The sequence below is a fragment of the Nocardia neocaledoniensis genome (genome assembly GCF_029868625.1).
Classification (GTDB): domain Bacteria; phylum Actinomycetota; class Actinomycetes; order Mycobacteriales; family Mycobacteriaceae; genus Nocardia; species Nocardia neocaledoniensis_A.
In genome coordinates this window covers 1-9,839 of sequence record NZ_JARWOJ010000104.1, presented here as the reverse complement: position 1 = coordinate 9,839, position 9,839 = coordinate 1, and the positions used below count along the sequence as shown (strand labels likewise).

At 66.6% G+C, this 9,839-nt stretch carries 10 protein-coding genes and 1 pseudogene; 6 read left to right on the top strand and 5 right to left on the bottom strand.

Going from position 1 to position 9,839, the window contains the following annotated elements; translation table 11 throughout:
* Positions 1-615 precede the first annotated feature (615 nt).
* The 4 genes from QH270_RS07225 (at position 616) to groL (ending at position 5,454) form a co-directional block, all read left to right on the top strand.
* The gene (locus QH270_RS07225) at positions 616-1,521 is read left to right on the top strand and encodes an RNA polymerase sigma-70 factor (RefSeq protein WP_280339697.1); all 906 of its coding nucleotides are present in this window, start codon (positions 616-618) and stop codon (positions 1,519-1,521) included.
* Positions 1,522-1,602: 81 nt separating this feature from the next.
* Positions 1,603-2,691, top strand: coding sequence for an NAD(P)/FAD-dependent oxidoreductase (locus tag QH270_RS07220; protein WP_280339696.1), 1,089 nt, complete (start codon positions 1,603-1,605; stop codon positions 2,689-2,691).
* A 174-nt stretch (positions 2,692-2,865) separates the two neighbouring features.
* Complete coding sequence (locus tag QH270_RS07215) at positions 2,866-3,597, top strand: Clp protease N-terminal domain-containing protein (RefSeq protein ID WP_280339694.1); 732 nt, start codon at positions 2,866-2,868, stop codon at positions 3,595-3,597.
* A gap of 234 nt (positions 3,598-3,831) precedes the next feature.
* Positions 3,832-5,454 carry a chaperonin GroEL gene (gene groL / locus QH270_RS07210; RefSeq protein ID WP_280339693.1) on the top strand — a complete coding sequence of 541 codons (1,623 nt, stop codon included), beginning with the start codon at positions 3,832-3,834 and terminating at the stop codon, positions 5,452-5,454.
* A gap of 107 nt (positions 5,455-5,561) precedes the next feature.
* Here groL and QH270_RS07205 read toward each other — a convergent pair whose 3' ends face one another.
* The 3 genes from QH270_RS07205 to QH270_RS07195 are packed head-to-tail and all read right to left on the bottom strand — an operon-like array spanning position 5,562 to position 7,911.
* The gene (locus QH270_RS07205) at positions 5,562-6,029 is read right to left on the bottom strand and encodes a hypothetical protein (protein ID WP_280339692.1); all 468 of its coding nucleotides are present in this window, start codon (positions 6,027-6,029) and stop codon (positions 5,562-5,564) included.
* A gap of 20 nt (positions 6,030-6,049) precedes the next feature.
* A complete protein-coding gene (locus tag QH270_RS07200) occupies positions 6,050-6,685 on the bottom strand; it encodes a DUF3558 family protein (RefSeq protein ID WP_280339691.1) in 636 nt (211 codons plus the stop codon).
* A complete protein-coding gene (locus tag QH270_RS07195; RefSeq protein WP_280339689.1) occupies positions 6,682-7,911 on the bottom strand; it encodes a hypothetical protein in 1,230 nt (409 codons plus the stop codon). The genes QH270_RS07200 and QH270_RS07195 overlap by 4 nt, the downstream gene beginning before the upstream one ends.
* Positions 7,912-8,094: 183 nt before the next feature.
* Between QH270_RS07195 and QH270_RS07190 the strand changes: the two genes are divergently transcribed.
* On the top strand, positions 8,095-8,433 hold the full coding sequence (locus QH270_RS07190; RefSeq protein ID WP_280339688.1) for a hypothetical protein: 339 nt from the start codon (positions 8,095-8,097) through the stop codon (positions 8,431-8,433).
* A gap of 9 nt (positions 8,434-8,442) precedes the next feature.
* Here QH270_RS07190 and QH270_RS07185 read toward each other — a convergent pair whose 3' ends face one another.
* Positions 8,443-9,243 (bottom strand): DUF6585 family protein, encoded by an 801-nt coding sequence (locus QH270_RS07185; protein ID WP_280339686.1) that lies wholly within the window; start codon positions 9,241-9,243, stop codon positions 8,443-8,445.
* A gap of 154 nt (positions 9,244-9,397) precedes the next feature.
* On the opposite strand from QH270_RS07185, the gene QH270_RS07180 reads away from it, so the two are divergent.
* Positions 9,398-9,763, top strand: a complete 366-nt coding sequence (locus tag QH270_RS07180; protein WP_280339684.1) for a DUF2867 domain-containing protein — start codon at positions 9,398-9,400, stop codon at positions 9,761-9,763.
* 1 nt (position 9,764) lies between these two features.
* On the opposite strand, the pseudogene QH270_RS07175 reads toward QH270_RS07180, so the two are convergent.
* Positions 9,765-9,839 (bottom strand): annotated as a pseudogene (locus QH270_RS07175) (ZIP family metal transporter); the annotation flags it as partial.

Here is a 9,839-nt window from a genome sequence, read left to right as displayed (position 1 = left end):
CCGCGGTGCCGACCGTCGGATGGACGGGCGGGGGCTCTGCGTCAGCGTGCTCGTGGCCCGCCGCTGCTCCCTGCTCGAGGACGGCGTGTGCTGCCAGGTAGCCTTTCGGGCCGCGCCCGCCGCGTGGGTGTATCCCGCGCGGCGGGGGCCCGCGCCCCCCGCGCGGGCCCGCCCCGGCGGCCGAAAACCGGTCTGCGGGGTTACCTCGCGCCCCTCGGCGGCGAGGCGGCCGAAAACCGGTCTGCGGAGTTACCTCGCGCCCCTCGGCGGCGAGGCGGCCGGAAATCCGGTCTGCGGGGTTACCTCTTGCCCCTCGGCGGCGAGGCGGCCGGAAATCCGGTCTGCGGCGTTACCTCTTGCCCCTCGGCGGCGAGGCGGCCGGAAATCCGGTCTGCGGCGTTACCTCTTGCCCCTCGGCGGCGAGGCGGCCGAAAACCGGTCTGTGGCGTTACCTCTTGCTTCTTGGTGGTGAGGCGGCCGGAAAACCGGTCTGCGGCGTTACCTCTCGCCTCTTGGCGGTGCGGGGGCCGACAACGTCTCGGTGAGTTGGGGCGGTTTGATCGGTCGGTGTGACCGCTGCGGTTTCCCGGCAGGGCGCGCCGCTACGGTGGGTGCGTGAGCGGAGGGGGAGTGGTGGAGTCCGACGGGGTCGAGGAGTACCTCCGGCATCGGCCGCGGTTGTTCGCGCTGGCGTATCGGATGCTCGGTGCCGCGAGCGAGGCCGAGGACGCGGTGCAGGAGGTCTACCTGCGCTGGGCCGCGGCCGACCGCGCCGCGATCGGCAATGTCGAGGCCTGGCTGACCACCGTCACCGTCAATCTCTGCCGCACGGCGCTGGTCTCGGCGCGGGCTCGCCGTGAGACCTATGTCGGCCCCTGGCTGCCCGAACCGGTGCCGACCGGGGCGGGCGCGCTCGGCCCGCTGGAGACCGTCGAGGAGCGCGAATCGGTGTCGCTCGCGCTGCTCACCGCGATGGAGCGGCTCAACCCGGTGGAGCGAGCGGTCTTCGTGCTGCGCGAGGCGTTCGGGTATCCGCACGCGGAGATCGCCGCGATGCTCGAGCTCTCCGAAGCCAACTCCCAGCAGATCCTGCACCGCGCGAGTGGCCGGGTGCGCGCCGACAAACCGCGCTTCACGGTGCCCGCCGCCGAGGCGCGTACCCTCATCGAACGCTTCCTGCTGGCGGCGGCGACCGGCGACCTCGACGGCCTGCGGGCGCTGCTCGCCGAGGACATCGTGTCGATGGCCGATGGCGGCGGCCAGGTCACCGCGGCCAGGCGCCCGGTCACCGGCGCCGACCAGGTCGCGCGCTACCTGCTCGGCCTCACCAAATTCCTCACCCCGGCGAGCACATTCGACTTCGCCGAGGTCAACGGCGAACTGGCGCTGATCGTGCGCGAGGACGGTGTGGTGGCGAGTTCGGTGATGTTCTTCGATGTCGACGGCGCCGGGCTGGTCGACGCGGTGCGCATCGTGGTGAACCCGGACAAGCTCGGTTTCCTGGTGGCCGCCGAGGCGTGAGCTGGATCACCGTCGCGGGCTGTCAGGAATCCGGCGGCCACGCGGTCTGGTCGGTGTCGGCAATATCGAGAGGAGCCACACATGACCGGGCAGCAGCGAATCGTCGTCCTCGGTGCGGGGTACGCGGGGCTCAGTGCCGCGCGCCGCTTGGCGAAGACACGCGACACCACGGTCACCGTGGTCGACACGCGCGCGGAGTTCGTCGAACGGGTGCGTCTGCACCAGGCGGCGGCGGGCCAGTCGATCCGGCACTGGGACCTGCGGGAGATGCTGGAGCGCAAGGGCATCGAATACATCCGCGCGCGAGTCACAGCGCTCGACCCGGCCGCGAAGCGCGTCGACCTCGACGGTGAATGGTCCATCGGTTACGACACTCTCGTCTACGCGCTCGGCAGCGCGGCCGACCGGTCGAGCGTGCCGGGCATCGCCGAATACGCGCACTCCGTCGCGACTCCCGAAGACCTGCGTGCGCTGCCGTCGGGCCGGGTGATCGTCGTCGGAGCCGGATCCACCGGCATCGAACTCGCGGCCGAACTCGCCGAAGCAGGCGGTGATTCGGCGACTCGGGTCACCCTGCTCGGGTCGGAGGAGCCGGGCTCCTGGCTCTCCGCGCGCGCCGTCGAGCACATCCGCACCACGTTGACCCGTCTCGGGGTCGAGATCCGTTCCGGCGTCAAGGTCGCCGAGGTGCTGCCCGACGGTGTACGGCTCGTCGACGGCGCCGTGTTGCCCGCCACCGCTGTGGTCTGGACCGCCGGTTTCACCGTCCCCGACCTGGCACGTACAGCCGGTCTCGACGTGGACGAGCACGGTCGCATCCGCACCGACGAAACCCTGCGCTCGCTCTCACGCCCGGACATCTACGCCGTCGGTGATGCCGCCCTGGTCACCGTCCCCGGCGACCGCCCCCTCCGAATGGCCTGCGCGACAGCACTTCCCACCGGCAGCTACGCCGCGAAAGCAATCGGGGCGCGCGCACGCGGCACGGAACCGAAGCCGATGACCTTCCGCTACCACCTCCAATGCCTCAGCCTCGGCCGCCACGACGCCGTCATCCAGTTCCTGAACCCAGATGACACCCCGGCAGAGCGCGTCCTCCGTGGCCGCACCGGCGCATGGGTGAAGGAGAACATCGTGCGCTTCGCGGGCCGGGCCGCAGGCCTGCGCTGAGGCGGATCGGCGACGGCGCGGACGGGCGGCGGCACACCAGCGTCACGAAGACCCCCACGCCGCGCACTGCCCACCGGGCCGCGCTCCGATCTCTCCCCATGCCGACAACTCTGCCACGACATGATCGTCAACTAATGGTTGACGATCATGCGTCGTCAACTTAGAGTTGACGCTATGAGCACTCCGAACTTCCGCCTCGACGATCTGATCGACGGCATCAAGAAGGCCCGTCCCGACAACGTCCTCGACCAGCTCTCCGACGCCGTGGTCGCCGCCAATCACCTCGGCGAGACCGCCGACCACCTCATCGGCCACTTCGTCGACCAGGCCCGCCGCTCCGGCGCGTCCTGGACCGATATCGGCGCCAGCATGGGCGTCAGCAAGCAAGCCGTGCAGAAGCGGTTCGTCCCCAAGGGGCCCAGCGATACCGCCGCCATGGATCCGCAGGCCGGGTTCGCCAAGTTCACCGATCGCGCCAGGCAGGTGGTCGTCGGCGCGCAGGAGGAGGCCAGGAAGACCGACAGCAGCCAGATCGCGCTCGGTCACCTGATCCTCGGCCTGATCGGTCAGGCGGAAGGGCTGGCCGCGCGCGAAATCGTGGCGCGCGGTGTCTCGCTCGATGCCGTGCGCGCGGCCGCCGTCGCCTCGCTGCCCGCCACCGACGGCGAGGTGCCCGCCCTCATCCCGTTCGACGGCGACACGAAGAAGGTCCTCGAACTGACCTTTCGGGAGGCGCTGCGCCTCGGCCACAACTACATCGGCACCGAGCACATCCTGCTCGCGCTGCTCGAGCAGGAGAACGGGACGGGCGTGCTCAGCGGCCTCGGTCTGGACAAGGCTGTCGTAGAGGCCGAACTCGTCGAGTTGCTGAATCAGTTCCTGGCCGCCCAGGAGAAGCAGCCCTGAGGTCCGGGCCGCGCCCGGCCGTGCCGGGCGCGACCTTGCACTCTCACCACCCGAGTGCTAAAAATGGCTTGGCACTCGCATCTGTTGAGTGCCAGGTCGGGACGGTGAGACCGGGTTCCATCGACACCCTCGGTCGTCCGTCGCGGGCACCGCACCTGGCCAGCGTACTTTGGGGCGATCCAACCTGTGGTCGTCTCGTGTGTCAGCCATAGACATGTGGAGGATCTCAACGCAATGGCCAAGACAATTGCGTACGACGAAGAGGCCCGTCGCGGTCTCGAGCGGGGTCTGAACGCCCTCGCCGACGCTGTCAAGGTGACGCTGGGCCCGAAGGGTCGCAACGTCGTGCTCGAGAAGAAGTGGGGCGCCCCCACGATCACCAACGATGGTGTGTCCATCGCCAAGGAGATCGACCTCGAGGACCCGTACGAGAAGATCGGCGCCGAGCTGGTCAAGGAAGTCGCCAAGAAGACCGACGACGTCGCGGGCGACGGCACCACCACCGCCACCGTGCTCGCCCAGGCGCTCGTGCGTGAGGGTCTGCGCAACGTCGCGGCCGGCGCCAACCCGCTGGGCCTGAAGCGCGGCATCGAGAAGGCCGTCGAGGCCGTCACCGCCAAGCTGCTCGACACCGCCAAGGAGGTCGAGACCAAGGAGCAGATCGCTGCCACCGCAGGTATCTCGGCCGGCGACCCGTCCATCGGTGAGCTGATCGCCGAGGCCATGGACAAGGTCGGCAAGGAAGGCGTCATCACCGTCGAGGAGAGCAACACCTTCGGGCTCCAGCTGGAGCTCACCGAGGGCATGCGCTTCGACAAGGGCTACATCTCCGGTTACTTCGTGACCGACCCCGAGCGTCAGGAAGCGGTCCTCGAGGACCCGTACATCCTGCTGGTGTCGTCGAAGATCTCGACCGTCAAGGACCTGCTGCCGCTGCTGGAGAAGGTCATCCAGGCCGGCAAGCCGCTGCTGATCATCGCCGAGGACGTCGAGGGCGAGGCCCTGTCGACCCTGGTCGTGAACAAGATCCGTGGCACCTTCAAGTCCGTCGCCGTCAAGGCGCCCGGCTTCGGTGACCGCCGCAAGGCGCAGCTCGCCGACATCGCCATCCTCACCGGTGGCGAGGTCATCAGCGAAGAGGTCGGCCTCTCCCTGGAGACCGCCGGTCTGGAGCTGCTGGGCCAGGCCCGCAAGGTCGTCGTCACCAAGGACGAGACCACCATCGTCGAGGGCGCGGGCGACGCGGAGGCCATCAAGGGCCGCGTGGCGCAGATCCGCAGCGAGATCGAGAACTCGGACTCCGACTACGACCGTGAGAAGCTGCAGGAGCGTCTGGCCAAGCTGGCCGGCGGTGTCGCGGTCATCAAGGCCGGCGCCGCGACCGAGGTCGAGCTCAAGGAGCGCAAGCACCGCATCGAGGACGCCGTCCGCAACGCGAAGGCTGCCGTCGAAGAGGGCATCGTCGCCGGTGGTGGCGTGGCCCTGCTGCAGTCGGCCCCCGCGCTGGACGAGCTGAAGCTCGAGGGCGACGAGGCCACCGGTGCCAACATCGTCCGCGTGGCGCTGTCGGCTCCGCTGAAGCAGATCGCCTTCAACGCCGGCCTCGAGCCCGGCGTGGTCGCCGAGAAGGTTTCCAACCTGCCCGCCGGTCAGGGCCTCAACGCCCAGACCAACGAGTACGAGGACCTGCTGGCCGCCGGCGTCGCCGACCCGGTCAAGGTCACCCGCTCGGCCCTGCAGAACGCGGCCTCCATCGCGGCCCTGTTCCTCACCACCGAGGCCGTCGTCGCCGACAAGCCGGAGAAGGCCGCCCCCGCGGGCGACCCGACCGGTGGCATGGGCGGCATGGACTTCTGATCCCCCGGATCAGCTGGTCCCCGCAAGTCCCCGAAGGCCGGTCCACCCACGGTGGACCGGCCTTCGGTCTGTCTTTCTCGGCCTGGAAACATCTGCGTCCTGGCAGATCAGACCAGCCACGACCGCCCTTCGTCGGGATACTCGTCGAGGTCATCAGGCCAGTCACTGGGGCCGACAACACCGGGATCATGTTTTGCCCGCGGCGGGAACGACGGTTCCGGTGGCGCCGGACGATCCCACGGCCAAACGAACCGCGGTGAGTTCTTCAGTTCGTCGACCTCGGGCGGTACCGGTCTGGCGGCGAACTCGATCTCACTCCAAGCGCATTCGCCCTCCGACACTCGTGCGGCAAAGGCGACCAGTGCGGGTGATGCCTCGTCGGCTGCTGCCATAGCCGACATGAAGGCGGCGTCCACGGTCGTCGGTTCCGCCATCACCGCATCAACGTCCAGGTTCTCCAATTGGATGCGTGCGGTTCGTAGATCATCGACAGCGCCCATCACCTCGCGCACGAGCGCTTCGACGCCGGAGTCGAGATTCGGCTCGGATCTACCCCGCCATTGTGGTGAGGCCATCATTTCCTTCCGGTATGTGACTACTTCGAATCCAGGCTGGTGGCCAGTGCCGGAGCGATCTTGCGCACGTGGTCACAAGGTCCGACGGAATCCGCTGCGACAGGCATGTATGTCATCCGAAGCATGCCTTCGTCGGTGGCGACTGCTGCGGTGCACGTTCCAGGCAGCGCTTTGAGCATGTACAGGACAGCGCTTCGGCCATTGATTTCGTACTTGTCCACGACATCCTGGAACTCTGAGCTGGTCTCGACTTCGGCGAACTTCGAGTTTGTTGCTTGAACGGTGAGGCCGGCGAGAATCGCCTCCTCGCGATCGACTGTCGCCACGCGGTAGAACGAACATCCGATGACTACCAGCGTGTCCGTGGCGGATTCGCCCGCGGACCGTGCACGGGTGGCCGGAGAAAATCCGGTCTCGGTGACGAGGTCATCGCCGATTCGGACGCACGGATCGAAGGTCACCGGGTTCTTCAATCCAGTTTGTGACGGCCCGGGCGGCACTGGTTTGGCGAACGTGGTACTCGATGGTGGCGGCGGAGCCGGAGTTGGACCGGTCCCTTCACCTGTTCCGCACGCGGCCGTCGCCACAGCCAGCGCGGCGATAGCGCCTGCGGCAAGTCGACTCGCACGAACGCGTGAACCGATCAGCTGGTTCATGCGTCCGCCCATGGCTGTGTACCGGATCCGATCTCGTATCCGGTATCAGGACTGTTGAGGGTGTCGTTTACCTGCGATATCTTCGCGAGATCTTGCGCTATCGCGGCCTTGTGCGTTGCGTCAGCGACCTTGTCCATCACCGGTGCCATGTAGTCGTCCACCATCTGCTTCCCTCCCTCAACCGGATCCTTGAGGAAATCGAGCAGCTTGATCACCTTGTCGACAAGTTCTTTGATCTTCTTGACCGCATCGACGGCGAATTGGACGATCTCGGCAAATTTCAAACCCAGTGAGACCAATTCATAGGTTGTGCCGACTATTGGCACCTTTCGAAACACCGTCTTGAAAGCGCCCTTCAGGTCGGAAAAATCGACCTGGCTCTCGATGACGTCCCACAGTTTGGTGAGAACAACTCGGATCGCTTCTCTGATCTCGTTTGCCACGACACCGAAAGCGTCACTGACCACACGTCCGACAGGCCCCTCCCACTTCATTGCGGGAATCTGCTTGTTGGCCCAGTCGTTGAAGGAAAGCGCTGCCTTGCCATTCCAGGACCGATCAACCTGTTTCATCCCGGACTCGAGGTTGTCGCCGCATGCTTCCATGCCGTTTCCGGCAGCTTTGTGAGCCTCTCCGATTCGTCGGATTTCGCTCCAGTTCCCCGGTATCTTGTCGAGGCACATTCCCAGCGGATCGATGTCCTTGCCCGCCATACGTGCGACATCTTTGATGGTGTCGTTGACGTCCTTGAGTGTCGGTGCTATCTGACCGATCAGCTCCGCGGTGTCTTCCTTGTTGGCCTGTGGCTCCTTCAGCTCGAATTTCTTGGGCTTGTTGTAGGTGGCCGCACCATCGTATTGTTGGGTGATTCCTGAACGCTCGACTCCACTACTCGACGGCTGTCCGTCGTCGAGGTACATGGTGTGGCTGTTGAGTGCGTCGTAATTCTGCTGGTCTTGGTCGTGGTACATCCAGGCAGCCTTATTGAGCTCCGTGCCTGTATCCTGCGTGGTGCGGGCTGCCAGCGCCATCCGTACCTTGGTGGCGTTGGCGACTTCGATGAATGGTCGGATCAAGTCATCGATGATCGGTCCGTGCAGCCAATCGGCGGGTTGGCCGTGCTGGCCGATAAAATTTGCCGCGTTGTTGGCGTCCGCACCGACCTCGTTGGTGAGATTCCCCAGACCAGCGATCTCGCTGGGCACAGCAAGTAAGGTCTCGCCCATTTTTCTCCCCTCTCCTTCGAACCGAACCTATCAGTCTGCAGTGAAACGCGCCCCAGCCCGTGGCGCGGGCGGGGTCTCTGGCAGCATGTCTATCGGTCGCCCTGGTATCCGGCGGCCGCGGAAGGGTAGCGGGGGCAGGCCGATCGTCGGGCAACAGGCCCTCGCCGTAATCGGGGAGCTGGCATGGCGATCGTCCGAACGGTGCGCAAGTACTGGGTGTTCAGTGTGATACTCGCTGGTATCTGCGGCTGGCTGGTGCTGTCCGGGGTGTTCGGTCTGCTCAATGACGTGGTCACCTGCCCGACCTGGAACATCTTCGTCCTCGACTTCTCGGGCTACGACCTGAAACCGGGCGAAACGTGCGCCACTGCGAAATCCGGAGGCGGCTACGAGGACGTGAGGTTCGCCAACAACGCGATCGACTGGGCGAAGATCGGAATCGGGGCCATGTTGCTCTGGGCGGGCATCGGTAGCCTGATCCGCCTGTCGAAGAAGAAGGAGCCCGGAGAAACTCCTGTGTAGGTGCTGATTTCAGCCCACCGGCGTCAGCCGCAGACGTTCGGCGAGTTCGTTGAAGATATAGAAGTTGGGGATGGTGCTCACGGGGGTGAGGGAGAGCCAGGTGCCCGCGTGTTTGACACGGATGTGGCCGCTGCGGGCGTCGATGAGCTGGATGTTCTCCCAGGGGAAGGACTCGCCGCGCCAGGTGAGGGCGTCCAGGGAGAGGCCGAGGTCGCCGAAGGTGACGGTTTCGCCGTTGTCGATGGCGGCGACGGCGAGGGGGAGTTGCGTTGCGGTGACGGCGGATTGGATGGCGCGGGCCCATTCGCGGGCGCGGGCGAAACCCTCTTCGTCGATGGTGGTCTCGGCGCTGCCGGGCCCGGTGAGGTCGAGGACGTAGGACACGGCCGCGGTGTCGTGGAAGGGGATCATCTGCTGCCGCACTTCGGTGCTGTCCCAACGGAATCCGGCGACCCGCTGACCGGAACGGTAGACCGTCACCCCGTGGTCGAACAGGTCGATCCGCGCGGCTCGGTTCTGCCGGTTGAGGATTCCGCGGCGCAGCGCGAGCAGGACGGGGACGGCGGCGATCACGAGCAGTGACACCCCGCCCTGCCAGGAGCCGACGGCGGCGGTGATCACGCCGATGGTCGCGATGGTGCCCGCGATGATGCCGCAGCCGCGCACGAAGGTGTCGTCGGCGGGCGTGGCGAGGAAGGTGTCACGGTGTGCGCCGAGCTGCTGATACTCCGCCATGAGGTGTATCAGCTGGGTCAATGGCACGGTATGCCGGGCTTCGGCCACGTCCTCCGGCCTGTGCGGAGTGATCACTCGTCCCTCCATGAGGCGTCTTCATCCGCGGCGAAGCGTATTCGACGCGCCCCGTTACCGCCACTGCTAGGCGGCGAATGATACCTGCCCGCAGAGAATCCGCAGCTGAGCTGCTGTCAATGGGTGTTCAACCGGGCGGGCTACGGTGGGCGACATGTCGATTTCCTCCTCGGCGCCGCTCGCGCACGCGGCCATCGCCGACCCCGACTATGTCGACGCCTACTCCGTGTCTGTGCCGCCCGGCGCCGGCACCGACCCCGCCGCCTGGACGCACGCCATCTTCGGCCGGAACGCCTTTCCCGACCTGGCGAGCTCGGACACCGAACACCTCACCGGCAAGACCATGCCGATGCTCGAGTTCGTCGCCTCGGTTCGCGTCACAAACGGCACGGTGACCCTGACGACCGTTGTGCGCTACCGCAATCGGCTCGGCAGGGCGTACTTCGCACTGGCCGGCCTCGCGCACCGCAGACTCGTACCGCGCATGATGACGCGCGCGCGACGCCGCATGACCCGCTGACTCACCCCAGCGCGAAGGCGACGAAGAACCCCGCGGCCGTGGCGATCCCCACCCACCAGCCGCCCTCGCGGTAGGC